We start from the raw sequence: 23,990 nt of genomic DNA, 5'->3' as shown, positions 1-23,990 counted from the left end.
CTCACCCGCTATGGTCGACTTCGAGAAAGCACTCGCCGCCGTGGGACTCCAGCTACGCGCGCTGCGCCGAGATTGGGGTACGACACTGGTCGAGCTGCCCGCGGCCACCGGCAATTCGGTGAGCACTCTGTCCCGGCTGGAGTCGGGCAGCCGCCGCCCGACCCGGGAACAGTTGCCGCCGCTGGCCAACGCACCTGGCGTCACGCTCGACGAGCTGGTCCGTGCCCCACCCACTGGCGACCCACGCCTGCACCTGCGGCCGATCAGGTGCCACGGCGGGATGACAGTCCTGCCCCTCACCCGGCGCCCCGGTGGGATCCAGGCGTGCAAGTTCGTCCTCTCGGCCACGGCCCGCCCGAAAGAACCCGCCCCGCAGACCCACGAAGGCTACGAGTGGCTGTATGTCCTCAACGGACACCTGCGGTTGGTGCTCGGTGAGCACGATCTCGTACTGGCTCCCGGCGAAGTGGCCGAGTTCGACACGCACACTCCCACTGGTTCGGCGCCGCCTGCACCGAGTCCGTCGAGTTCCTCAGCCTGTTCGGCAAACAGGGCGAGCGTGCCCATATCCGGGCTCGCCCCAGGAAATCGGATAGCTCATAGCCTCGGCACGAGCCGTCCCGGTGTCCGGACGTCGAGAACCGTCGTGCCAGCCGCGACACCGCGGGCACGCAGGTGTGCCGCCACTGGCCGCGCCATCTCCGGATCCAGCGGGGGAAGCACCTGTCCTGCCTGCTCGACCAGTGCGACCGACAGGTCTTTGGTGTGAGGGTTCTCGGCCATCTCCAGCCCGATGAACCCGGCGCCGATCACCGCGAAGGTGCGGGCTTGCTCGGCTGCCCGAGCGATGGCATCGGCGTCGGCGACATCCCGCAGTACATGCGCCCGTTCCAGGCACGGAAGGCGCCGCCGCCTCCGCCCCCATGCTGGGGACGAGGTAATCCCAGCCTTGAAGGTAGTCCACACCGGACCGGTGATCTCGCACCGTGACCGTGCGGGCTGTTCGGTCGATCGCCAGCATTTCCTGGCGTACTCGCACGTCGAGCGCGAACCTCTCCCTCAGCCCGTCCGGACTCTGCGGCGGCAGCGCCGACCGTTCACCGATGCACTAGGGCAGCCCGCGGTTGGCGAACGAAACGTACTCACCTTTCTCCAACACGACGATCTCGGCGTTCTCGTCTATTCTGCGCAAGCGGGTGGCCGCTGACATTCCACCTCGGCGTCAGCTGGCGGCCGGAATGAAGTTGGCGTACTCCTCGATGCGGTCGATGAGTCCGTCCTTGAAGCGGAAGTACATCGCCGCCTGCACCTCGCCGACCGGCCCGTCGGCGTTGGTGATGCGCAGGATGTGCTGCTGGAGCACCTCGTCCGACTCGGCGAACTGGCGGGTGATGTAGTAACGCAGCGACGTTCCCGCTCCAGGGCCGTCCTTGAGCATCGCTAGGTTCTCGTCAATGGTCTGCTCCCCCTTGCCGTCGTTGTGCCAGACGGTCGCGGCGTCCGTGCACAGTGCGCGCATCCCGGCGTAGTCACTCGCTTCCAGCCGTCGCAGGTAGCGGATAGCGGTGTCTTTGATATCGGTGCTCATAGCTTCGCGTGTTCCTTTCGGTTCTCCGTAAACAGGTCCGCGCTCACCCGCGGGCACGGGCACGGGCAAGTGGTTGCCTTCCGGCGCCAGCGGGCACGGGAAAGCGCGGGAGAAGACGTGCAGGGGAAGCACGGCCTGGTTGAAATCGATTCGGACGGTGTCGCCCTCCACCGGCGGCAACACCAGCCACCTGCCGATCTCCGGAGTCTCGGCGCCACTGGTGGAATCGGTGAACACCACCAGCAGGTTGCCGGGGAACGTTTCGATCACCGTCAGAGAGCGCTGCCGCCCCGCCAGGTCGAACACCAGATCGGCAGGTGCCTGCAGGACGTGCTTGCTGGGCGGATCGGTCAGTCGCTCGATCTCCACTTCCCGCCCTGGCGTCCTCCGGTACTCCGCATCGACCACATAGGCCGGATTCACCGGATACACCGCGATCTCCCGCAACCTCGCCAGTGAGGCGACGGCGGGATCCCATACGACCAACCCGTACATCCCCCCACCCCCGGAGACGGCCAGGGTGCGCCCACCTGACAACCGCAGACTGGTACCCCCGGCCACCGTGACGGTGCCGTCCACCGGACGACCGTCCACCGACACCCCGTCCGCGCCGGCCGCGGTGAACGTCAACCCAGCCGGGCCGCTCGCGTCCCACCGCCCGGGCACGCCCTCGACCGTCTGGGCCTGCCCGGTGATCGTCGCGAGCCGGACCACCCCGGCCTTCCCCAACTGTCCGGCGATCTCGTCCCAGCGGCTGCGCCGCCACGCCTCATAGTCCACTTCCACGCGTTCTTCGATCATGATTCGACACTAACCAACCTCGACCGATCGTCAAATTAACTTGCCAATCTGGCAAACGGCATCGGCGTCAGGGGCCCGCCGAGTCAGTGGTTACTCAGCCACTGCCGAGGCGAGTTTTGCTCCGCGGCGGTCGACAGGGTCATGGGTAGCGGTGGTCAAGCATCTGGTCCAGCTTGCCGTCGCCGTTGAAGCATGGGGCAACCTGCTGAGCCAACGTCCAGAAGTTCGATACATACGTCAGCGCCTTGGCGGGCACCGGGGCTGCGGCGGCCACGCCCGCTGTCGGCATCGAGGTCGCGCTGGCGCTGTCAGCGGGCGAGTTCTTTCCTCGCTCCAACTGAGCACCCTGTTCGTGCTCTCGATCGCCGAGGTCCACCGGGTGCGGATTGATGAGATCGAACGCAGGCGGACGCTCGTCATGGGGGTCCTGCTCGGTTAGTCCGGCTCCGAGACCATCATCGGCAAGGTGCCCACGGCGACGCTGCGCCAGATCAACAGCGTCCTGGGCAGGAACTTCGTCACCAGGTACGGCACCAGGCAGGGAATCATCGTGCTCGGCCGGGTGGTCCCGTTCGGCATCGGCGCGATGATCGGCGGCGGCGCCAACGCCGCCAGCGCCACCCTGCGACGCCCGCCATGCGCGGGATGCCCGCCGGTGAAGATGTAGCCCACCAACCGGCGGCTGGTGGGCTCCCGCCAGGGCCAACCTGTTTCCGCCGGGGGCCGGGCAGCGCCACGAACCCGGTTCCCCGACCGCGCCACTAAGTCAGCAGTTCGGCGACGGCCGCTTCTTAAGGTGTCCCGGGTGCCCGCGGACAGCACCTGGCGGCGGGCAAAACGGGCGAACTCGGCAGGGGTGGCCGACCCCGGTCACCCCACCGAACCAGCGAACTCACGGCCCGGCACCGAGATGGAAGTCGAGGTGCTCACTCAATGCGCGACATCTCCGGCCGAGTTTGTCCGCGGATTCTGCATTCCCGCAGCTTGCCCGTGGTTCGGTGAGGGTCACCCATCCAGGCGCGCGCGGTTCGGTGTGCCAGGTCGCCTGGGTGTAGAGGCAGTTGAGGTAGGAAACCGCCGTCGAGCATTAAGCCGAGCCGCTCGGGGATGGCTTTCCTCTGCGCGTGCGCGGCCTGCCGTGCGACCGGCGGTTTGCGTTGGGTTCGTCGCAACCGTGATGCCTCATCTTGAGCCATGTGCTGGCGGCGAGGAGCCGACGTGATATCCGGGTGAACTCGGTGTCGTCTTCTGGGAGGATGGCGAGGTGAGCACGCGACGGGAAAATGATCAAGGGCGGTTTGAAGACCCGTTGATCCGGCTGTATTTCTTGACAGCACAGGATATTCACGTTGTGTGCCCACGTTGTGAAGCTCGCGCGGTGGACGCGCCGCGGCCCGGGAAATCCCAGTACGTCAAGTCGTGGCCGCGCCGTCTGGTGTGTGCGGGCTGTAGCTACTCGGCGGCGTGGGCGCCTGGTTCCTCGATGTGGGGAGGGCCGGTCGATCCGTATTTCGGTGTGCCGTTGTGGTTGCAGGCGGAGTGCTGCGGTCATCACACGCTGTGGGCTTTCAACGAGTCCCATCTGGATCTACTGGAGGGTTACATTGCCGCGCGGCTGCGTGAGCGTCGCGCGTGTCCCGGCAGTATGAGCATGCTGGCGCGTTTGCCTGCGTGGATAAAGTCCGCGAAGCACCGCGAGGAGGTTCTGCGGACCATCCGTCGACTTCGTGCGTCACTCGATACTTGAGAGGGTGGCTTGGCGACCGGGCAAGAACCATGCAGCCTACTCCACCCAGCGTCGAGTGATGTTTACCGCGGCAATCCGAGAGTGAAATCGACGGCGATCCGGATGGCCGCCCGAACCTTCATCGGCTCCTGCGCGCACCGCACCGCCACCTGCGGGCACTGACCCGACAACGTCAGCTGGAGCACGTGGGCCACCGAGACGACCGAGATGGCGCTCGCGTCGCACTTTATGGTCCGATCCTGCCGAAACTCCTCCGCGTCGCCTACGCGGTTATCTTGTGTGCGGTGTTGGCCACCGCCTGTGGGAGGGTTGGTCGCGGCGCTGAAAGCGGTGCCTGCGGGCAAACGCGGGTGATCGACTTTGTGCGGGCCGCCGCGGTGCCCGCGGTGTTCTGCGAGTCCACCGTCTCCGACGCGGCGATGCGACAGGTCGCCGCGGCGACCGGGGCCGCGTTCGGCGGCGTGCTCTACGTGGACTCGCTGTCCGAGCCGGGTGGTCCCGTGCCCACCTACCTCGACCTGATCCGGCACGACGCGCGGACCATCGCCGCGGCCCTGACGGGGAACCTCGGGTGAGCGCGGTCGAGATGCTGGACGTGACCGTCCACTACGGCGACGTGCTCGCGCTCGACGGCGTCACCCTGGCGTTGGCGCCCGGCCGGGTGTGCGGGCTCGTGGGCGTGAACGGATCGGGGAAGTCGACCCTGTTCAAGGCGATCATCGGGCTGGTGCGGCCGGACCGGGGTGACGTGCGCGTCGCGGGCGGGTCGCCGTGGGCGGCCCGGCGGGCGGGCGTGATCGGCTACGTGCCGCAGAGCGAAGCGGTGGACTGGGCGTTCCCCGTGTCGGTGCGGGACGTGGTCATGACGGGGCGGCACGGCCGGTGCGGCTTCACCCGCCGCCCGCGCCGCGCGGACCACGAGGCCTTCGACCGGGCGCTGGACAAAGTCGGCCTCACCGACCGGCAGATCGGCAGGCTCTCCGGCGGGCAGCGCAAACGCGCGTTCGTCGCGCGGGGCATCGCGCAGGAGGCTCGTGTGCTGCTGCTGGACGAGCCGTTCGCGAGCGTGGACAAGCGGTCGGAGGCCACGATCACCCGGCTGCTGCGGGAACTGGCCGCGAACGGCGCCACGGTGCTGGTGTCCACCCACGACCTGCACGCGCTGCCCGGCCTCGCCGACGACGCGGTGCTGCTGATGCGCCGCGTCCTGGCGCACGGCCCGCCGCAGGAGGTGCTGCGGCCGGAGCACCTGCTCCGCGCGTTCGGGCTCGACGTGGCCGCCGCCCGCGACGAGGAGTCGGTGTGAACGGGTACGAGCTGCTTGTCGAGCCGCTGACCTAAGACCGCATCTCATTTGGGTGTGTTGCTGGGTGGGCGATATCGTTGATCAACGATGACGGATGTGGAGAAGTGGTGCCCGGAGCCGTTGTGGCTGCTGGCGTACTCGCTGTTGCCCGATGCGCCGCAACGCCACCAGGGCGGAGGTCGACGCCGGTTGGACGACCGTGCGGTGCTGGCCGCGGTCCTGTACGTGCTGCAAACCGGTTGTGCCTGGTCTGCGCTGCCTGCCTCGTTCGGGGTCAGTGCCGCGACCGCGCATCGCCGGTTCACCGAGTGGGTCGAGGCGGAAGTGTTCACCCGGCTGCACCAGATGATGCTGGATCTGCTCGGTTGTGCCGGTGCGATCGACTGGTCACGGGCGTCGGTGGACGCCATGCAGGTCAGGGCGGTAAAAGGGGGGACCTGACCGGTCCCAGCCCGGTCGACCGAGGCAAGCCGGGCTCGAAGATTCACGCGATGAGCGAGCGCGGTGGTCTCCCGCTGTCCGTGGTCGTCTCCGGGGCCAACCGCAGGCGACCACTTGACGTTCGAGGCGGTGGTCGATGAGGTCGCGCCGGTCGCCGGGTCGGTCGGACGGCCTCGGCGTCGGCCGCGCAAGCTGCACGCGGACAAGGGCTACGACTATGCGACCTGCCGAAAGGCGCTGCGCCGACGGGGCATCATCGCCCGGATCGCCCGCCGGGGCATCGAGTCGGCCAAGCGGCTGGGACGCCACCGGTACGTCATCGAACGGACCCTGGAGTGGGTTTCCCGCTTCCGTCGCCTGGCGCGTCGCTACGAGCGCAAGGCCGCCCACTTCCTGGGCTTCGCCCAACTGGCCTGCGCGGTGATCTGCTACCGCCGAGCCGTCAAACTGGATCTTTTGACCCCCAACAACCCCAAATGAGATGCGGTCTAAGGGTTCATGGTCCGCGCCCTGGCCGCCACGGTCATCGCCGCCGCCGTGTGCGCGGTGCTGTCCTGCTGGCTCGTGCTCATCGGCTGGTCTCTGATGGGGACGCGGCACGCCGTGCTGCCCGGTGTCGTGCTGGCTTACGTGCAGGACTGCGACAGACACATGGGCGGCAAGGGCCGCGAGGCGTGGTCGGCGAAGCCGACGGCGTGGCGCCTCCCGGCACGGGAGGCGCCAGAGCCGCCTGCGATCACCCGGTCGGGAACCACGACGCGGTCACACAGCCCAACCGCCTTCTTCCGCCGTGGCCTTGGCGAACTCGGCGAAGGTCCGCGGCGGGCGGCCGAGGGCGCGCTGCACGCCGTCGGAGAGGTACTCGTCCGTGCCCTTCCGCAGGGGCTCGACCATGTCGGCGAAGGCGTTGGCGTCTTCTGGCGACAATCCCTGCGCGACGAGTTCCGCGACGTACTCCTCGACCGACAGGGGCACGTAGCGGATCTCGCGGCCCGCGGCCCCGGAGATCGTGGCGACCGCCTCGGCCAGCGGCACCGCGCGAGGGCCGGACAGCTCGTAGATCTGGCCCGAGTGCTTGTCCTCGGTGAGCGCGGCGACCACCACCGCGGCGATGTCATAGGCGTCGATGAAGCTGGCGGCGCCCTCGCCCGCGGGCAGCCGCAGCTCGCCCGCGCGGATGGCGTCGGCGAAGAAGCCCTCGCTGAAGTTCTGCGCGAACCAGCCCGGCCTGCTGATCGTCCACTCCAGACCGCTCTCCCGGACGGCGGCCTCGGCGTCGAGGATGCCGTCGAGGATGCCGTTGCTGTCCGTCGCGTAGTCCGGATTGTCGATTCCGCGGCCGGAGGCCAGGACGAGACGCCGCAACCCGTGCTTCACCGCCCGCTCGACAAACGATCGCACCAGATTCGTGCCGTCCAGTTGCACGATGTAGGCGGAACTCGCGCCCTCCAGCGCGGCGTCCCAGGTGTCGCTGTCGGTCCAGTCGAAGACGTGCTCACCGTGGCGGGCGGCCGCGCGAACCGGCAGCCCCTTGGCCCGCAGTTGGCTGACGACGCGGCGGCCGGACTTGCCGGTCGCCCCGGTGACGAGGATGGGGTTTTCAGACATGGTTCCAGTCAACCCGCGCGAACCGAGACGTTCCATGGCTAGGGCACTCCGATTGATGTCCGGACGTCTATGATGGTGACGTGGATGCCGTGTCGGAACTGTTGGCGGAGGTACGGGCGCGCGGCGCGGTCTTCCGGCAGGCGGTCGTGCGGCCGCCGTGGGCGCTGCGGATGGCCAGCGGAGCCCCGCTGACCCTGGCCACGATGCTGCGCGGCCGGGCCTGGATCGTCCCGGACGAGCACGAGCCGGTGCCCATCGGTGTCGGCGACATCGCCGTCGTGCGCGGTGACGCGCCCTACACGGTGGCCGACGACCCCGCGACCACCCCTTCGCTGGTGGTGACCAGCGCCGACTACTGCCCGGGGGCCGAGGGCGTCGAGCCCGCCAGGACGTGTGGAACACCGGCCGACGAAGCGGCCGTGCTGGTCAGTGGAGCCTTCGAGCGCCGGGGCGAGCTCAGCGAGCGGCTCCTGCGGGCCCTGCCCGCCGTGCTGGTGGTCCCCGCCGCAGGCAGTCCCTATCCGTCGGTGGAGGCGGTGGCCGAGGAGGTAGCCAGGGACCGGCCGGGACAGCAACTAGTGCTGGACCGGCTGCTGGACCTGATGCTGGTTTCCGCGCTGCGCAATTGGTTCGACAACCCGGAGGCCGACGCCCCGGCGTGGTGCCGCGCGCTGGACGACCCGATCGCGGGCACCGCGCTGCGGCTGCTGCACGACACCCCAGCTCACCCGTGGACCGTGGCGGACCTGGCGGCCAAGGTGGGGGTGTCCCGGGCCGCGCTCGCCCGGCGGTTCACCGCGCTGGTCGGCGAACCGCCGATGTCCTATCTCGCGGACTGGCGGATCACCCTGGCCGCGGACCTGCTGCGCACAACCGACCACACAGTGGGCACGATCGCGCGAAAGGTGGGCTACGCCAACGCTTTCGCGCTGAGCGTGGCGTTCAAGCGGCTGCGTGGCACCCGGCCCAGCGACCACCGGAGCCCGGAGCTGGGATGGCGGGCGGGTTGATGCCCGCTACCCGACCCGCCGGTGGCCTGGCCGACCACACCGACAGCACGCCGCCACCGTCCCACGTGCCTTTCATCTACCGCGGCCTCGGGTAGTTCTCCTTGTGGCACAAGGTGTTGCCAGAGCACACCGACGTGTCCCACGCCAGATCGGCGAGATCGACGTCCGCGTAGTCGAGGTGGAAACCGTCATACCGCTCACCGAGGACCGGTGTTTGGCCTGCGACACCGCGCGCGGGTAGCTCGCCTCGCCAGGCTGTCCGGCATGGTCGCGGGACAAGGACTTCGCGGAGCGGGCGCTTGACCGCGGTCAGGCTTGCCTCGGCATGCGAGCTGTTCCTAGCCCGTGACGAGCACATCCGTGAACAGCGGCAGAACGCGCGTCTGAGGGGGTTGACCGAACGGCGGCTAGGCGGCGCAGAACTCGTTGCCTTCCGGGTCGCGCATTACCCACCAGTGGCCTGCTGGGCCCTTGTCGATTTCCTGGACTCGGGTCGCGCCGAGTGACTCAAGGCGGTCTACGAGGGCGGGGAGGGCTTCGGGATCGCTGTGGATGTCGATGTGCAGGCGGTTCTTGGTCGTCTTGGGCTCCGGGACGTCCTGGAACAGGAGCCTGCGGCCCTGGCCGACGCCGGTGACCGGGTCGAAGGGGTCGTCTGGGTGGCGGATGGCGGCGAAGCCGCGGAAGGTCTGGCGGCCGCGGTGTTCGGCGACGGCGGTCTTGTCGAGGTGGCCCGCGGCGAGGAGGTTGGCGATCAGGGCGCTGGGGTCTTCCACCTCGTAGCCGAGCGCGGCGGCCCAGAAGTCGGCGAGGACCGGCGCGTCCGAGGTGTCGATCACGAGTTTCCAGTGCAGTGTCATGCGCCGGTTATACGGGAGAGCACCGACTGTTCGCTCGACGGCGAGGGGGCACAAAGGACGTTCAGCCGAGAACGACCGGGACTCTCGCCGGGTTCGGCCTTCTCCGCTGCGGTGGGGACACGTCCGCGGGCCCCGACCAGGAACGTCCGGTCGGGGCCGCGCCAAGAACCTGGGCTCACCCGCCCGCTGGAGGAACAGCGCGGACTTCGGCGAAGAACGGGGCCTCGGTTTCCGCTCCGCTGTCGGCGGTGTAGGTGAGCGGGGTGGCGAGGGCGCCCAAGGCGGGGGTCAGAGTCTGGGGGGCTTCGGCGTCGGTAGAGGTGTGGGTGGTGATGTGGACTTTCAGCGTGACGTCGGCGTCCGCGGTCAGTGCTCGGGCGCCGTCCGCGCCGACCAGTTCAGCGGGGAGGGGGAAGGTGGCCGACGAGCGCAGGTGGGTCTGGCAGTTCGCGCATCCTTCGACGTGCCAGCGGCTCAGGACCGGCTCGGTGTCGATGAGCTGCTGTTCGCCGTCGAGTTCGGCGAAGGCCGAGATGAGGAAGGAGCCCCTGATCTTGGTCCGGTCGATGCCGGTGACGTAGATGGCCTGGCCCGAGGGGGTGGCGGTGGCGACGTCGGGATCCAGCAGCTCGCCCTTGTAGTCGTACTTGTACCCGAGCTGTTTCTCGATGTGGACGCAGTCCTTGGCGGTGTACCACTCGCCGTTGGGCTTCTTGAACGGGTCCAGCGGCGAGGTGTCGTTGAGCCAGGAGTTGGGCGGTGTGCCGGGGGTGGGGCCCTGTTCGTCCACGGAGTTGGTGCCCGGAAAGCCGGGGATGATCTCCAGCTTGTCGGTGGCCTTGTGCTTCTCCTGCCACAGCCAGAACACCAGGTCGATGAAGCAGTGGTGCAGGTAGAAAATCGGGTCGAAGCTCGCCGTCTCGTTCTCGCCCATGTCGCCGTTGGCGCCGCGGATCGGTGAGAAGTTCTTCTGTTTCGGCACGTCGAACCCGCCGACCGCGAGGTGGATGGCGTTGTGCGGGCTTTCCAGGGGGACGACGGGATCGTTGTTGTCATTCCAGGCCGCGGCGGAGGTGGTGTTGGAGAAGACCGTGTAGTTGGGCGCTTTCAGGCATTTGCGGTATTTCTCGTACACCAGGCCGGAGTGGATGGGTTTGCCGTCGGCCATGGGCACCGCGGTCAGCCAGGTCACGATGTTCTTGTTCAACAGGTTGACGGCGTCTTTCTCGTATTTCTTGTTGTGCTGTTCGGTCTTCTCCCGATCTTCCGGGGTGCCCACCAGACCGGAAAGCGGATAGCGCACGGTCTCGTATCCAGCCGGTTTGCTGTAGTTCGCGTCGGGCTTCATGCTGCGGTGGTCGACGATGTTCTTCTGCAAGACGTAGGAATACAGCGGGTTGTCCACGGTCTCGCCGGTGTCGGAGAACTTGTATTTCTTGTCGGTGAGCACCTTCGGAATCCCGTGTTCGCGGGAGCGCTTGCTGGTCTCGTCCCAGTAGGGAAGCGTCACGTCCGCGCAGCCCTCGACGGCGCGCAGCGCCTCCTCCAGTTTCAGCAGGTACACCCGGTGCCAGGTGGGGAAAAGGACGTTGCCGTGGTTGCAGTAGCCGCCCCAATAGGCGCTGTCGCCCCATCCCGCGCCGCGGAAGGGCTCGCCGTGATAGCCGCTCAGTGTGAAGAAGGACTTGTCGTTCTCCGGGTCCAGTTTCGCAATCCCCCGCCACGCGCGGACCAGTTTGTCCAACTCGGTCTGGGTCATCGCATCGATGGACTTGCGTGTCCTCGTGGCCTGTTTCGCCCCGTCGACGGTCGCGGCTTGCGTCGTGGTGCCCGCGGTCATGTCAGTCCTCCTCCGGCAGTGCGAGAAACTCGTCCGTCCTCATTTCCTGCCTAGACCACCGCGGACACCCGCACCAGAATTACGGATCAACCTCCTCCCATCGCGTGAACCTCACTATCACCGCATCGTGGCATGGACGGTCCGCGGCGGATCGTGGTGTCGTTGTCTTGTCCCAGCGTTCAGTTCTGCCCGCGGCCGAAAAGCCGCGGCGTGCCGCGAGGCCAGGGAAGGACTCACATGCGTATCGTGATCCCGCTTTATCCCGGTTTCACCGCGCTCGACGCCGTCGGCCCCTACGAGGTGCTGCGCCTCATGCCCGGAGCCGAGGTGGTTTTCGCCGCGGCCCGACCGGGGCCGGTCCGCGCGGACAGCCAGGTTCTGGCGATCACCGCGGACGCCGCGCTGGACGACATCGATTCCTGCGACATCCTCGTCGTCCCCGGCGGCCCGGACGCGCGCAACCCGGAAGAGGGCCTGGTGCGCTGGCTCGCCGCGGTCCACCCCACGACCCTCTGGACGACGTCGGTCTGCACCGGCGCCCTGATCCTGTGCGCCGCGGACATTCTGTACGAGGGCCTTGACGCCACCACCCACTGGGTCGCGGCCCAGCAGTTGCAGAAATACGGCGTCCGCTACCTCCCCGACCGGGTGGTTTTCCAGGAACGGCACCGGATCATCACCTCGGCGGGTGTCTCCGCGGGCATCGACATGGCCCTGGCCCTCGTCGCCCGCGTCACCGACCAGGTCACCGCGGAGGCGATCCAACTCATCGTCCAGTACGACCCGCAGCCGCCGTTCCACGCGGGATCGCCCACCACCGCCTCCGACGCCGCCCGGGACCGCGCCCGCGAGATCATGGAGACGCTGCCGCCGGTCCCCCGCGACATTCCCCCGCCCCGGCACGAGGAGCCGCTGACCGTGCGCACCCGGCAGGGGCGCAGGCTCCGGGAGTTCCTGCGCCGGGAACAGCGCACCTGACCGTCCACAAGCGACAGAGCGGAAAACCGGTTCAGGCGCGGCGGAACGCGGCCCAGGTGAAGGGCTGCACCGCGCCGGACGGGGTGCTGTGCCGTTCGCGGTCATCGGCGACGGGCAGCCAGCGCTCGCCGAGCACCGCGGCCAATTCCGCCGCGCTGTACCGGGCGACGGGAAGCCCCGAGCAGCGTTGTGGGCCGTCCGGCGCGAACGTGGCGAACACCGTGACCGAGCCGGGCGCGGTCGCCGCGCGCAGAACCCGGAGGTACTGGCCGCGCGCCTCGTCGGTGGTGAGGAAGTGGAACACCGCACGGTCGTGCCACACCCGGTAGGCGCGCTCCGGCCGCCACGCGAGCAGGTCGCGCACGAGCCAGTGGACCCCGTCGGCGGCCGCGCCGAGCCGCCGCCGCGCGGTGTCCAGCCCGACCGCCGAGATGTCGAGCACCGTCACGTCGCCGTGCCCGCGGGCGAGCAGCGCGTCGACCAGGGTGGACGCCCCGGCGCCGACGTCGACCACGCTGTCGGCTGGCTCGACCCCGCAGCGCTCGAACATCCGCAGCGACCCGCTGGGCTCGGCCTGATACCAACTGCGCGTGACGTCGCCGTGGCCGTACGCGTCGTCCCACCGCGCGGCCAGCCCAGGCGGGTCCGCTGCCGTGTCGTCCATGTCCGGCAGGTTAGCCCGCCGCGCGGCGGGCCTGAGGGACCGCGTCAACCAGCGCGCTTTATCGCGCCGACGTAGTCCGCGAGGTGTTCGCCGGTGAGGGTGGAGCGGGCGGCGACGAGGTCGGCGGGGACTCCCTCGAAGACGACGCTGCCGCCGTCGTGGCCCGCGCCGGGGCCGAGGTCGATGATCCAGTCGGCGTGGGCCATGACGGCCTGGTGGTGCTCGATGACGATGACCGACTTGCCGGAGTCGACCAAGCGGTCGAGCAAGCCGAGCAACTGCTCGACGTCGGCGAGGTGCAGGCCGGTGGTGGGCTCGTCGAGGATGTAGACGCCGCCCTTCTCGCCCATGCGGGTGGCCAGCTTGAGCCGCTGCCGCTCGCCGCCGGAAAGGGTGGTGAGGGGCTGGCCAAGGCGCAGATAGCCGAGGCCGACGTCGGCGAGCCGGTCGAGGATGGCGTGCGCGGCCGGTGTGCGCGCCTCGCCCGCGCCGAAGAACTCCTCTGCCTCGGCGACCGACATGGCCAGCACCTCGCTGATGTCCCGACCGCCGAGGCGGTACTCCAGCACCGACGCCTGGAACCGCTTGCCCTCGCACTCGTCGCAGACGGTCGCCACACCCGCCATCATCGCCAGGTCGGTGTAGATGACGCCCGCGCCGTTGCAGGTGGGGCAGGCGCCCGCCGAGTTGGCGCTGAACAGCGCGGGCTTCACGCCGTTGGCCTTGGCGAACGCCTTGCGGATCGGCTCAAGCAGGCCGGTGTAGGTGGCCGGGTTGCTCCTGCGCGAGCCGCGGATCTGGGTCTGGTCGACCGACACCACGCCCTCGCGCCCGGCGACCGAACCGTGAATCAGCGAACTCTTGCCCGACCCAGCCACCCCGGTCACCACCACCAGCACGCCCAGCGGAATGTCCACATCGACGTCGCGCAGGTTGTTGGCGCTGGCGCCGCGGATCTCCAGCGCCCCCTGGGGTTCGCGCACCGTCTCCTTGAGAGCGGCGCGGTCGTCCAGGTGGCGGCCGGTGATCGTGCCGCTGGCCCGCAGCCCGGCGACGGTGCCCTCGAAGCACACCTCGCCGCCCGCCGAGCCAGCGCCGGGGCCGAGGTCGACCACGTGGTCGGCGATGGCGATCGCCTCCGGCTTGTGCTCCACCATGAGCACCGTGTTCCCCTTGTCCCGCAACGCCAGCAGCAGGTCGTTCATCCGCGCGATGTCGTGCGGGTGCAGGCCGATGGTTGGCTCATCGAAGACATAGGTGACGTCGGTGAGCGACGAGCCGAGGTGGCGGATCATCTTGGTGCGCTGCGCCTCGCCGCCGGACAGGGTGCCCGAAGGGCGGTCGAGCGACAGGTAGCCCAGCCCGATCTCCACGAACGAGTCGAGGCTGTGCCCGAGCGCGGCGAGCAGCGGCGCCACCGACGGCTCGTCAAGGCCGCGCACCCAGTCGGCCAGGTCGCTGATCTGCATCGCGCACGCGTCGGCGATGTTGATGCCCGCGACCTTGGACGACCGGGCCTCCGCGCTGAGCCGGGTCCCGGCGCAGTCGGGGCAGACCGTGAAGGTGACGGCCCGCTCCACGAACGCCCGGATGTGCGGCTGCAGCGCGTCGACGTCCTTGGCCAGGAACGACTTCTGGATCTTGGGGATCAGTCCCTCGTAGGTCAGGTTGATCCCGTCGACCTTGATCTTCGTCGGGTCCTTGTGGAGCAGGTCGTGCAGTTCCCGCTTGGTGTACTTGCGGATCGGCTTGTCCGGGTCGAAGAAGCCGCAGCCGCGGAAGATGCGGCCGTACCAGCCGTCCATGCTGTAGCCGGGGACGGTGAGCGCGCCCTCGTTGAGCGACTTGCCGTCGTCATAGAGCTGGGACAGGTCGAAGTCGGTCACGTTGCCCATGCCCTCGCAGCGCGGGCACATGCCGCCGAGGCGGGTGAAGGTCGCCTTCTCGGTCTTGGTCTTGCCCGCGCCGCGCTCGACGGTGATCGCGCCGCTGGCCTTGACCGAGGGGACGTTGAACGAGTACGCGTTGGGCGGGCCGATGTGCGGCTGCCCGAGCCTGCTGAACAGGATGCGCAGCATCGCGTTGGCGTCGGTGACCGTGCCGACGGTGGAGCGGGCGTTGGCGCCGATCCGCTCCTGGTCCACGATGATCGCGGTCGTCAGGCCGTCGAGCACGTCGACCTCCGGCCGCGCCAGCGTCGGCATGAACCCCTGCACGAACGCGCTGTAGGTCTCGTTGATCATCCGCTGCGACTCGGCGGCGATCGTGCCGAACACCAGCGAGCTCTTGCCGGAGCCGGAGACGCCGGTGAACACCGTCAGCCTGCGCTTGGGGATCTCGACGCTGACGTCTTTGAGGTTGTTCTCGCGGGCGCCCCGCACGCGGATCAGGTCATGGCTGTCCGCCGCGTGCCGTGTGGCCTTGCTCATCGGGTGTGTCCCTCTCAGACCGGGCTCAGCGCCGTTCCTGGATGCGGATCAGGTTGCCCGCGGGGTCGCGGACGGCGCAGTCGCGCACGCCGTAGGGCTGCTCGGTCGGCTCCTGGACGACCTCGGCGGTGCTCGCCTGGAGCCGCGCGAAGGTGTCGTCCAGATCGGGGGTGGCCAGCAGGATGCCCGCGTAGGTGCCCTTGGCCATCATCTCGGTGATGGTGCGGCGCTCGTCTTCGGTGACGCCGGGGTCCGCGGCGGGCGGGTGCAGCACGATGGAGGTGCCGGGCTGGCCGACCGGGCCGACGGTGAGCCAGCGCATCCCGGCGTAGCCGACGTCGTTGCGGACCTCGAAGCCGAGCGTGTCGCGGTAGAAGGCCAGGGCCGCGTCCGGGTCGTCGTGCGGGAGGAAGCTCGCGTGAATGGTGATGTCCATGGCGGCCAGGCTATGTGCGGCTCGGAGCGGGCGCTTCTCGATTCCTGACCGGTCTGGTGACCTGTCTGGACACACAGGACGGCATCCCGGCGGTCGCGCTCGCCGCCTCCCGCCGGTACACGCTGGGCGGCATGCCGACCAGTTCGGTGAACCGCGTGCTGAAGGTGCCCAGCGACGAGCAGCCGACCTCGAAGCAGACCTCGGTGACGCTGCGGTCGCCGCGCCGCAGCAGCGCCATCGCCCGCTCGATGCGCCGGGTCATCAGGTACCCGTACGGTGACTCACCGTAGGCGAGCCGGAACTGACGGCTGAGATGCCCTGCGGACATGTTCACGCCCCGGGCCAGCGCCTCGACATCCAGCGGCCGCGCGTACTCCCGGTCGATCCGGTCGCGGACGCGGCGCAGCCGCGCGAGGTCGCTCAGGCGCTGGGCGGCGGCGGGTCTGCTGCTCACCCTCCGGATGGTGCCACAGCGGACCGACACCTTCCCGGCGCCGCCCCTACGCTTGGTCACCATCAGCCGCCCCGACCTCCGATCGGGCGAACCGGCATGGCAACGGTGGGAACTCGCCTCGTCGCGAACGGGTGAAGAAACCCGGTTCCCCCACGCGGGCAGACTGGCCGCGCCCAGGATCGGTGCGGGCCCGCATCGGGGGAGCCCGCTCACCGACACCACCTGGAGGACGCATGAGAGCGCTGGTCATCGCGACGCTGACGATCGCGGCCTCGGCGCTGCCCGCGGGCGCCGCCACGGCCGAGGCCGTTCCGTCCGCGCTCTGCTCGGCCACCCATTACACCGGCGACACCATCACCGCCGTCTACTGCGACGACGCGCCGGTCCCCTACCGGGGCCCGGCATACCTCACCCTGGAGAACATCGGCAACTGGGGCGGCTGGACGTGGTACTGCGCCGACGCCGAGTTCTTCGTGGACATATCCCCGGACTGGCCCTCGGTCCACGCGACCGGCTGCGCTCGGTCCACCCGTCCCTGACCACGGGCAACGGCGGAACAGGGCTGGTCGGGTCAGCGGCGCAGCACGCGCTGGGCGAGGCGGTTGCCCGCGAACTGGGCGAGTTGCACCAGCACGATGATGATCGCGACCGCCACCGCAGTCACCGTCCAGTTGAACCGCTGGTAGCCGTAGGCGATGGCGAAGTCGCCGAGGCCGCCGCCGCCGATCGCGCCCGCCACCGCCGACATGTCCACCACGGCGACGAACACGAACGTGTAACCCAGGATCAGCGGACCCAGCGCCTCGGGGACCAGCAGGGTGGTGATGATCCGCAGCGGCCCGGCGCCCATGGCGCGGGCGGCCTCGATGACGCCGGGGTCGATGGTGACCAGGTTCTGCTCGACAATGCGGGAGATGCCGAAGGTGGCGGCGGCGATCAGCGCGAAGGTCGCCGCGGCCGTGCCCAACTGGGTGCCGACCACGGCGATGGTCACCGGGCCGATCGCGGTCACGAAGATGATGAACGGGATCGGCCGGATGATGTTCACCAGCACGTTGAGCACGGTGAACACCGGCCGGTTGGCGAGGAGGCCGCCCGGTCGGGTGGTGTAGAGCGCGACGCCGAGGCCCAGGCCGAGGAAGCCGCCGACGACGATGGTCGCGGTCACCATCCACAGGGTCTGGCCGATGGCGTCGAGCAGCACCGGCCCGAGCACGTCCCAGTCGGTCTTCACTCAGCTCAGCTCCTCGACGTCGGTGGCCGCGCGCAGGTCGGCGATCAGGGCGTCCACGGCCGCGTCCGGGCCGACCAGCTCCAGGGTGAGGCTGCCGAAGGACGCGCCGCCGAGTTCCTTGACGCCGCCGTGCACGATCTCGAACCGCACCCCGTGGCGGCCTTGCGCGGCCCCCAGCGCGGCCCCGATCCGCTGGTCGTCGCGCACCCGCGCGATCACCAGGCGGCCCGGATGCCTGGCTCGGATCCGGGCCAGGTCGTCGGCGGCGGGCCGGGCCCGCACCACCGTCTCCACGAACTTCTTCGTCGTCGGCTGCTTCGGCTCGGCGAACACGTCCCGGACGGGGCCGTGCTCGATCACCCGCCCGCCTTCGAGCACCGCGACCCGGTCCGCGATCTCCCGCACGACCTCCATCTCGTGGGTGATGACCACGATGGTCACGCCGAACTCGGTGTTCACCCGCTTGAGCAGGCGCAGCACCTCGGCGGTGGTCTCCGGGTCCAGCGCGCTGGTGGACTCGTCGGCGAGCAGGATCTTCGGGTTGGTCGCCAGCGCGCGGGCGATGCCGACCCGCTGCTTCTGCCCGCCGGAGAGCTGGTCGGGGTAGTGCCACGCCTTGTCCGCGAGGCCGACGAAGCGCAGCAGCTCGGCCACCCGGCGCTCCCTGTCCTTCTTGGGCCAGCGGGCGATCCGCAGCGGGTAGGCGACGTTGCCGAACACCGTGCGCGAGCGCAGCAGGTTGAACTGCTGGAAGATCATCCCGATGCCCAGGCGCACCTCGCGCAGCCGCCGCTCACCGAGCGTGCTGATATCGGTGCCGTCAACCAGCACACTGCCCGAGGTGACCCGTTCCAGCGCGTTGATCAGCCGAACCAGGGTGCTCTTGCCCGCCCCCGAGTGGCCGATGATGGCGTAAACCTCGCCCGCGTCGATGGCTAGGTCGATCTCTCGCAGCGCGTGCACCGCGCCCCGGCCGCCGCCGTCGAAGGTCTTGGTGACGCTCTTGAACTCGATCAGGGACACGGGCCGCTCACTGCCGGGTGGCGCGGATCGTGTCGGAGAGCCTGCCCAGGATCGCGGTCAGGTCGCTCTCCGGCCGGTCGACCAGAACGGAGGTGCCCTTCGACTCGGCGCGCACCAGGTCCGCGACCCGCTTGTCCTTGTAGAGGCGGGCGACCGTGCGATACGCCGGGTTGTCCTTGTCCGCTGCCCGCGCGACGATCGCGTTGATGTAGGGCTCGGCGGCGGGACTGGCCGGGTCGTCGCCGAAGAGGGCCTTCGACGGGTCGAGCCCGCCATTGAGCGCGAAGTTGTTGTTCACGATAGCCGCGTCCACCGAGGGCAGCGCCGCGACGGTCTGCGCGGCGTCGACCGGGGTCACGGTGACCTTCGACGCCGCGGTGTCGACCTCGGCCGGGGTGGACAGGACCGTGCCGCCGCCGGTCAGCTTGACCAGCCCGGCCTGTTGCAGCACCAACAACGCGCGCGCCTGGTTGGTGGGGTCGTTGGGGATCGCGACAGTGCCGCCGAGTGGGATGTCGGCCAGGGTGGTGTGCTTGCGGGAGTAGAGCGACAGGGGCACCACGTAGGTCGAGGTGATCGGGGTGAGGGTGTCGTTGTTGGACACGTTGTAGTTCGCCAGGAACAGCAAGTGCTGGAACAGGTTGAGGTCGATCTGGCGCTGCGACAGGGCGGGGTTGGCCTGGGTGTAGTCGCTGAAGTTGACTACCTCCAGGGTGATTCCTTCCGCGTCGGCGAGTTGCTTGAAGGTGGTCCAGTAGGTGGCTGCCGCTTCTGTGGTGCCGATGCGGACGGTGACTCGGTTCGCGGCGGTGTCGTCTTTTCTGGTGACGGCGAAGAGGACTGCGGCTGCTGCGACCAGTACGACCGCTATGGCGATCGGGATGGTCTTCTTTTTGGGTGGGCGGGGTGGTAGCCCTAGGTCGTTCTCGGCCGGGTTCTGGTCTGGCATGGCGCCCTCTCGGTGGAACCTGCCGGATGGGGGTGTCCCTCCGGCTGTGGTCCACCTTGTGTCGGGGCGACTGGTGGGGCCAAGTCGTTCCAGAATCTGAGCCTGGCGGCTTTGGAGTGGGGTGCTGTGGTACGGGCTTGTGGGGGTGCTTCTGGCGGGTTGCTTCTGGGGGGTGCTTGATTGGGTGGAGTGGTTTCTTTGGGGCCCCTACGAAGGAAGATCCCGTCGTGGGAAAGACGGGTGGGGAGCCTTCGGCCCCACGACCACGGCAAGTTTAGGGATCTTCCTTCACCCCCAAAGAAACCACTCCACCCAATCAAGCGCTGGGCAGGGGCCGGGCAGCTTGGGGGGGTGAGAGGGAGCACTGCACGAGCCTGGGGGTGAGGGGGACGACCGCACGAGCCTGGGGGTGAGAGGGACCACCGCACGAGCCTGGAGCAGCCCTTGCCCACCCACCTGCTCTCCCGCCCACTCGGCTGCCTGGTTCGGCTTCCTTCCGCTGCCTGTTTGGGCTTCCTTTCGCTGCCTGGCTGGCTTCCTTCCCGCCCCCTTCCTCCTCCCAACTGCCTTCCCTCCGACCCGCCGGGGTGGGAGAGAGGGTGGGTGGAGAGAGGGAGGGAGTGCCGCTTATGGGCCCTGGCTAAAGCGCGGGTAGGTCGGACAGGGTGTGGTCGATCTCGGCTTTGGGCAGGGTGTGGTCTGGCATTTCGCCTGCGAGGTAAGCGCTGTAGGCGGGGAGGTCCAGGTGGGCGTGGCCGGACAGTGCGGTCAGGATTGCCTTTTCCTCGCCGGTTTCCTTGCAGCGTAAGGCTTCTCGGACGCATTCGGCTAGGGCGTGGGTTGGTTCGGGGGCGGGGATGATGCCTTCCGCCCTGGCGAAACGGATGCCTGCTGCGAAGCATTCCTGTTGGCCTATGGCCACCGCCTCTATCAGGCCCAGGTCGTGGATGTGGGACAGCAGGGGGGCCATGCCGTGGTAGCGCAGGCCGCCCGCGTGGATGGGGGCGGGGATGAAGTTGTGGCCCAGGGTGTGCATCTTGAGTAGCGGTGTCAGGCCCGCTGTGTCGCCGAAGTCGTAGGCGTAGGTGCCTCGGGTTAGGGACGGACAGGCTGCGGGTTCCACGGCGCGGATCGTGGGGGAGATACGGCCTGCGAGTTTTTCTCGGAGGAAGGGGAAGGCCAGGCCTGCGAAGTTCGATCCGCCGCCGGTGCAGCCGACGATCACGTCCGGGGTGTCGTCCGCCATCGCGAACTGCTTGAGGGTTTCTTCGCCGATCACGGTTTGGTGCAGCAGCACGTGATTGAGCACGCTGCCCACCGCGTAGTGGGCGCCGGGGTCGGTGACGGCCGCCGCTACGGCTTCGCTGCTCGCTATGCCTAGGCTGCCGGTGGAGTCGGGGTGTTCGGCGAGGATCGCGCGGCCGAAAGCGGTGCGGTCGGACGGGCTTGGGTGCACGGTCGCCCCGTAGGTCTCCATCATCATTTTGCGGTAGGGCTTCTGGTCGAAGGACGCGCGGGCCTGCCAGACCTCGCACTCCACACCGAAAACGGCGCTGGCGAACGCGAGGGCGCTGCCCCACTGGCCAGCGCCGGTCTCGGTCGTCAGCTTGGCCACGCCCTCCCGCGCGTTGTAGAACGCCTGTGGGACAGCGGTGTTCGCCTTATGCGAGCCGACCGGGCTGACGCCCTCGTACTTGTAGTAAATCCGCGCGGGGGTGTCCAGCGCGCGCTCAAGGCGGTGCGCCCGGAACAGCGGCGACGGGCGCCACAGCCGGTAGACGTCGAGGACCTCGCCGGGGATGTCGATGTGCCGCTCCCCCGACATCTCCTGCGCTATCAACGCTTGCGCGAAAAGCGGCGCCAGGTCGTCGGGCCCGACCGGCTCCTTGGTTCCCGGGTGCAGCGGCGGCGGTGGCGGCGCGGGCAAATCGGGGACGATGTTGTACCACTGGCTCGGCAGGTCCGACTCGTCAAGCAGAAACTTGGTGCGACCGCCCATGCTCGCCTCCAGTGACTCGCGCCTGAGAAACACGCTAGGGGCTCCAGCGCCGACGGGGATAGGGCTACCCGGTGCGCTTTGGCGGCCCGCCCGCGAAAACTGGCGGGCCGCCGAAACCGGAAGCGGGGCAACGGTCAGCGGGGCACATATCCGATCGGCAGCGTCGCGGCGAGTCCGGCCATGTGCGCCCCGTCGAGGCGGACGAGCCGGATCGGGGCCAGCAGGGCCGCGAGGGTGTGCGCGGCGCTGTCGACCGCGGCTTCGGTGGTGGCGGCCAGTCGCACGACAATGCCTTGCCCGCGCGGGTGGGCGTTCCACGCCACGGTGGCCGCGACGCCCGGGGCGCGGGTGAGCAGGGTGGCGACGAGGTGGGGGTGCGGTGTGCCCTCCACCCGGAAGCACGCCTGGCTGACCGCGCCCGCCTGCCAGAACCGCCAACTCTCGCGGGTTTCCAGGTAGCCGCCGGTGACGTGCGCCAGTTCGGTGAGCATGGCCGGGTCGGCCTCCGCGACCGCGGTCGTTTCCCCGTCGCGGAGCAGTGACCGCGCCTGGCTCAGGATGTGGTGGTGGACCCGCTGCGGGTCGTCGACAGCGGTAAGTCCTGAGTGGACAGTCAGCCAGCCGCGCAGGGGCCTGCCCGGAAAGCAGTGGAACAGCGCCTGCGCCGTCACATTCGGGCCGCAGGAAAGCAACTCCACTGGATTGGGCAGCCGGTCCACGCTCACCCGCCCCGACCGCACGACCGCCGTCACGCCTGTCCGGTGCCCGATGACCACCCCAGCCGGGGTGGGAACCAGCATCGCGCCCGGCCGCAACCGGGTGAGCAGCGCCTGCGCCCTGCGGCTGTCGCCGGGCAACGCGTGGCGCCGCCCACGGAACGCGAACGCCGTGGCCCGCCGCGTCCGCTCGCCCAGTCGCGGCCCGCGCACCAGGTTCGCCCGAGGCACGCGCGGAAGCTCGGCCAGGGCCAGGACCGCCGACGCGGGCAGCGGCACCGTGCCGCTCTCCGACAGGGGCGCGGTGAGCGAGGGCCGCCACACCCGCGCCGATGTGGCCACCGTCGGCTCGTCCGGCTGGGCCGGGGTGAGCGCTTTGCTGTCCACTGTGCACCTCCAAATACGCGATCGAATACGCGATGTGGCTCCTACCATCGCCCAGGAGATATGAGGATTCGATGACAGCGGACACCGCCCGCCCGCGGTGCGCGCGGCTGTATCGCCGCTGTACCGGCGTCCCTAGGCTGGTCTTCACGACCAGGGCGAGGGAGGGGGCATGCCGATGTCCGGCGACGCGCTGTACGAACTGACCGCGGGGCCGGTCGCCACCGTCTGCTCCGGGCTGCACGCGGGAAAACCGGTCGTGTACAAGGTTTTCCCGCGCGGCTTCGACAAGCGGACGGCCGCGGCGTTCGCGCGCGAGCGGGCCGCCCTGCCCGCCGTGGCGTCGATCCTGTCGGTCGAGTCGGTCGACCGCCTCGCCGATGGCAGGCAGGCGCTGCGGATGCCGCTGTGCGCGGAGTCGCTCGCCGCGGTGGTCGGCCGCGTCGGGGCCCTGCCGGTGGCGGATGTCGTCGCGCTCGGCCACGAGATCGCGACGGCGCTGGCCGCCGCGCACGCCGCGGGCGTGGTGCATGGCGGGGTGACCCCGTTCAACGTGCTTTTCGGCCCGCGGGGCGAGCCGGTGCTGGCCGATTTCGGCGTCGCCCTGCGGCACGCTTTCCCCCGGGACCCGCTGCACGCGATCGAGTACCGCCCGCCGGAGGCGCTGCGCACGGGCGAGTTCACCGAACGCGCCGACTGCTACGGCCTCGGCGCCGTCTTGTACTTCGCCCTCACCGGCGAGTCTCCGCACCCGGCCAGGCTGGGCGAGAAGCCCGGGGAGCGCGTCCTGCGCGTGCTCCGCGAGCCGGTTCCGGCCATCGACGGCAAACACGTCCCCGCCGCGCTGTCCGCCGTCATCACCGGCCTGCTGGCCCCCGACCCGGCCCGCCGGTCCACCGACGCCGCGACGGCCGCGGCCCGCCTGGCCGCCCTGCGGACGCCTGGCTCACGGGCGTTCACCGGCACCGCGCCGCCGCCGCTCACCGAGTCCTCGGTCCCGTTCGACATCGGCCTCGGGTTCGCCGCCGATAGCGGCGAACCCGACTTCGGCCGCGAACCGGCTGTGGGCCCGAACGCGCCCGACTCGAACGCGCGAGTTCCCGCGCCGCCGCGCCGACCGCTGGTCGGGGCAGGCGTGGCCGCCCTCGCCGCCATCGCGCTCGTCGTCGCCCTCAACGCCGAGTCCGAGCAGCCGCCCGCCGCCGACCAGCCGCGGCCGACGCCGACCGCGCCGCCGACCGCGACGTCCGAGCCCCCGGTCGACCTCGTTCTGGCCGCGCCCAGGGAAGTGGCCGACACGGTGGAGCTGACCTGGCACAGCAGCAAGCGCCTGCACTACGCCGTGGTGATCGACGCCGAGGACGACCAGCGCGCCCGCGTGGAATACGTCGGCACCAGCACCAGCTTCACCGTCCCGGTCGACCCGGGCCGCAAGTACTGCTTCGCGGTCAGGGGCAGCGACGTCGACCGGGTCTACGAGAGCGAGCCAGCGCCCATCCGCAGCGCGGTATGCCGTGCCTGAG

At 69.5% G+C, this 23,990-nt stretch carries 21 protein-coding genes and 4 pseudogenes; 10 read left to right on the top strand and 15 right to left on the bottom strand.

Annotation, left to right across the window (positions count from 1 at the left end; translation table 11 throughout):
• Positions 1–10 precede the first annotated feature (10 nt).
• Positions 11–603, top strand: a pseudogene (locus tag ACZ6SD_RS23825) (helix-turn-helix domain-containing protein).
• Here the strand turns inward: ACZ6SD_RS23825 and ACZ6SD_RS23820 are convergent.
• The 3 genes from ACZ6SD_RS23820 to ACZ6SD_RS23810 all read right to left on the bottom strand — a co-directional run bounded on the left by ACZ6SD_RS23820 (position 598) and on the right by ACZ6SD_RS23810 (position 2,726).
• Positions 598–966: an FAD-dependent oxidoreductase gene (locus ACZ6SD_RS23820; RefSeq protein WP_465319189.1), complete on the bottom strand. Its 369-nt coding sequence runs from the start codon at positions 964–966 to the stop codon at positions 598–600. The pseudogene ACZ6SD_RS23825 and the gene ACZ6SD_RS23820 sit on opposite strands and share 6 nt — an antisense overlap.
• Positions 967–1,222: 256 nt before the next feature.
• Positions 1,223–2,389, bottom strand: a complete 1,167-nt coding sequence (locus ACZ6SD_RS23815; RefSeq protein WP_465319188.1) for a DUF1684 domain-containing protein — start codon at positions 2,387–2,389, stop codon at positions 1,223–1,225.
• 139 nt (positions 2,390–2,528) lie between these two features.
• Positions 2,529–2,726: a hypothetical protein gene (locus ACZ6SD_RS23810; protein ID WP_465319187.1), complete on the bottom strand. Its 198-nt coding sequence runs from the start codon at positions 2,724–2,726 to the stop codon at positions 2,529–2,531.
• 129 nt (positions 2,727–2,855) lie between these two features.
• Here ACZ6SD_RS23810 and ACZ6SD_RS23805 point away from each other — a divergent pair, with 129 nt between their 5' ends.
• The 5 genes and pseudogenes from ACZ6SD_RS23805 to ACZ6SD_RS23785 all read left to right on the top strand — a co-directional run.
• On the top strand, positions 2,856–3,056 hold the full coding sequence (locus tag ACZ6SD_RS23805) for a hypothetical protein (protein ID WP_465319186.1): 201 nt from the start codon (positions 2,856–2,858) through the stop codon (positions 3,054–3,056).
• Positions 3,057–4,480: 1,424 nt separating this feature from the next.
• Positions 4,481–4,711, top strand: a pseudogene (locus tag ACZ6SD_RS23800) (metal ABC transporter solute-binding protein, Zn/Mn family); the annotation flags it as partial.
• Positions 4,712–4,722: 11 nt separating this feature from the next.
• Entirely contained in the window at positions 4,723–5,442 is a 720-nt protein-coding gene (locus ACZ6SD_RS23795; protein ID WP_465319207.1) for a metal ABC transporter ATP-binding protein, read from the top strand.
• 87 nt (positions 5,443–5,529) lie between these two features.
• Positions 5,530–6,363: pseudogene (locus ACZ6SD_RS23790) on the top strand (IS5 family transposase).
• 18 nt (positions 6,364–6,381) lie between these two features.
• Positions 6,382–6,516, top strand: a pseudogene (locus ACZ6SD_RS23785) (metal ABC transporter permease); the annotation flags it as partial.
• Positions 6,517–6,645: 129 nt separating this feature from the next.
• Here the strand turns inward: ACZ6SD_RS23785 and ACZ6SD_RS23780 are convergent.
• Positions 6,646–7,491: an NAD(P)H-binding protein gene (locus ACZ6SD_RS23780; RefSeq protein ID WP_465319185.1), complete on the bottom strand. Its 846-nt coding sequence runs from the start codon at positions 7,489–7,491 to the stop codon at positions 6,646–6,648.
• Between the two features lie 80 nt (positions 7,492–7,571).
• Between ACZ6SD_RS23780 and ACZ6SD_RS23775 the strand changes: the two genes are divergently transcribed.
• Positions 7,572–8,501 carry an AraC family transcriptional regulator gene (locus ACZ6SD_RS23775; protein WP_465319184.1) on the top strand — a complete coding sequence of 310 codons (930 nt, stop codon included), beginning with the start codon at positions 7,572–7,574 and terminating at the stop codon, positions 8,499–8,501.
• Between the two features lie 407 nt (positions 8,502–8,908).
• Here the strand turns inward: ACZ6SD_RS23775 and ACZ6SD_RS23770 are convergent, their stop codons facing one another.
• Entirely contained in the window at positions 8,909–9,361 is a 453-nt protein-coding gene (locus tag ACZ6SD_RS23770; RefSeq protein WP_465319183.1) for a VOC family protein, read from the bottom strand.
• Between the two features lie 175 nt (positions 9,362–9,536).
• Entirely contained in the window at positions 9,537–11,201 is a 1,665-nt protein-coding gene (locus ACZ6SD_RS23765; protein ID WP_465319182.1) for a tyrosinase family protein, read from the bottom strand.
• 237 nt (positions 11,202–11,438) lie between these two features.
• Between ACZ6SD_RS23765 and ACZ6SD_RS23760 the strand changes: the two genes are divergently transcribed.
• Positions 11,439–12,179, top strand: coding sequence for a DJ-1/PfpI family protein (locus tag ACZ6SD_RS23760; RefSeq protein WP_465319181.1), 741 nt, complete (start codon positions 11,439–11,441; stop codon positions 12,177–12,179).
• A gap of 31 nt (positions 12,180–12,210) precedes the next feature.
• Here the strand turns inward: ACZ6SD_RS23760 and ACZ6SD_RS23755 are convergent, their stop codons facing one another.
• Genes ACZ6SD_RS23755 through ACZ6SD_RS23740 form a run of 4 tightly spaced genes read right to left on the bottom strand, consistent with a single transcriptional unit; the run spans position 12,211 to position 16,162 of the window.
• A complete protein-coding gene (locus tag ACZ6SD_RS23755) occupies positions 12,211–12,843 on the bottom strand; it encodes a class I SAM-dependent methyltransferase (protein ID WP_465319180.1) in 633 nt (210 codons plus the stop codon).
• A 44-nt stretch (positions 12,844–12,887) separates the two neighbouring features.
• Complete coding sequence (locus ACZ6SD_RS23750) at positions 12,888–15,272, bottom strand: ATP-binding cassette domain-containing protein (RefSeq protein ID WP_465319179.1); 2,385 nt, start codon at positions 15,270–15,272, stop codon at positions 12,888–12,890.
• 25 nt (positions 15,273–15,297) lie between these two features.
• Positions 15,298–15,708: a VOC family protein gene (locus tag ACZ6SD_RS23745; protein ID WP_465319178.1), complete on the bottom strand. Its 411-nt coding sequence runs from the start codon at positions 15,706–15,708 to the stop codon at positions 15,298–15,300.
• Positions 15,709–15,718: 10 nt separating this feature from the next.
• A complete protein-coding gene (locus ACZ6SD_RS23740; protein ID WP_465319177.1) occupies positions 15,719–16,162 on the bottom strand; it encodes a helix-turn-helix transcriptional regulator in 444 nt (147 codons plus the stop codon).
• Between the two features lie 233 nt (positions 16,163–16,395).
• On the opposite strand from ACZ6SD_RS23740, the gene ACZ6SD_RS23735 reads away from it, so the two are divergent.
• A complete protein-coding gene (locus tag ACZ6SD_RS23735) occupies positions 16,396–16,701 on the top strand; it encodes a hypothetical protein (protein WP_465319176.1) in 306 nt (101 codons plus the stop codon).
• A 32-nt stretch (positions 16,702–16,733) separates the two neighbouring features.
• Here the strand turns inward: ACZ6SD_RS23735 and ACZ6SD_RS23730 are convergent, their stop codons facing one another.
• The 5 genes from ACZ6SD_RS23730 to ACZ6SD_RS23710 form a co-directional block, all read right to left on the bottom strand.
• Positions 16,734–17,396, bottom strand: a complete 663-nt coding sequence (locus ACZ6SD_RS23730) for a methionine ABC transporter permease (protein WP_465319175.1) — start codon at positions 17,394–17,396, stop codon at positions 16,734–16,736.
• The gene (locus tag ACZ6SD_RS23725; protein WP_465319174.1) at positions 17,397–18,419 is read right to left on the bottom strand and encodes a methionine ABC transporter ATP-binding protein; all 1,023 of its coding nucleotides are present in this window, start codon (positions 18,417–18,419) and stop codon (positions 17,397–17,399) included. It abuts the gene before it with no gap.
• 7 nt (positions 18,420–18,426) lie between these two features.
• A complete protein-coding gene (locus tag ACZ6SD_RS23720; RefSeq protein ID WP_465319173.1) occupies positions 18,427–19,368 on the bottom strand; it encodes a MetQ/NlpA family ABC transporter substrate-binding protein in 942 nt (313 codons plus the stop codon).
• Between the two features lie 640 nt (positions 19,369–20,008).
• A complete protein-coding gene (locus ACZ6SD_RS23715; protein ID WP_465319172.1) occupies positions 20,009–21,367 on the bottom strand; it encodes a TrpB-like pyridoxal phosphate-dependent enzyme in 1,359 nt (452 codons plus the stop codon).
• Between the two features lie 134 nt (positions 21,368–21,501).
• A complete protein-coding gene (locus tag ACZ6SD_RS23710) occupies positions 21,502–22,470 on the bottom strand; it encodes a hypothetical protein (protein ID WP_465319171.1) in 969 nt (322 codons plus the stop codon).
• A 169-nt stretch (positions 22,471–22,639) separates the two neighbouring features.
• Between ACZ6SD_RS23710 and ACZ6SD_RS23705 the strand changes: the two genes are divergently transcribed.
• Positions 22,640–23,989, top strand: coding sequence for a protein kinase domain-containing protein (locus ACZ6SD_RS23705; protein WP_465319170.1), 1,350 nt, complete (start codon positions 22,640–22,642; stop codon positions 23,987–23,989).
• Position 23,990 lies beyond the last annotated feature (1 nt).

This window comes from Actinokineospora sp. NPDC051303 (genome assembly GCF_055586285.1).
This window is presented reverse-complemented; position numbering and strand designations above follow the sequence as displayed.